This is a genomic window from Paraburkholderia sp. SIMBA_027 (assembly GCF_046535315.1).
Lineage (GTDB): Bacteria > Pseudomonadota > Gammaproteobacteria > Burkholderiales > Burkholderiaceae > Paraburkholderia > Paraburkholderia tropica.
This window is the reverse complement of the sequence record NZ_JAWRWY010000125.1, coordinates 1-420: the sequence shown is the minus strand read 5'-3', so window position 1 is coordinate 420 and position 420 is coordinate 1. Positions and strand designations below refer to the sequence as shown.

The 420-nt window shown below is 59.5% G+C and carries 1 protein-coding gene; it reads left to right on the top strand.

Annotation, left to right across the window (positions count from 1 at the left end; translation table 11 throughout):
* Positions 1–420 (top strand): DUF2264 domain-containing protein (locus SB764_RS38420; protein ID WP_410866522.1); only part of this gene is annotated, 420 nt, incomplete at both ends.

Here is a 420-nt window from a genome sequence, read left to right as displayed (position 1 = left end):
CTCACCTACCGTTTCGCCTGCGCAGGCTTCTGGTCGGCGCTTGCGTTTGCGGATCTGGAAGCGCTTCCGTGGGGCGAGGTCAAGCATCTCTGCCTGCAGCATCTGCGCTGGTGGCGGGACAAACCGATGACCAATCGCGACGGTATTCTGTCGATCGGCTTCGGCTATCCGAATTTGCTGATGTCCGAGAGCTATAATTCGGCCGGTTCGCCATACTGGGCGTTCAAGGCTTTCCTGCCGCTGGCGATCCCGGAAGATCATCCGTTCTGGACGGTGAAAGAGGTGGTACCGGCCGCCGCACCTGTCACACCGCAGCGCCATCCCGGCATGGTGATCATGCACACCGGCGAAGATGCGGTGGCCCTGTCATCGGGGCAGGAAAATCTTCAGATGCGGTTTGGTACCGAAAAATACGCCAAA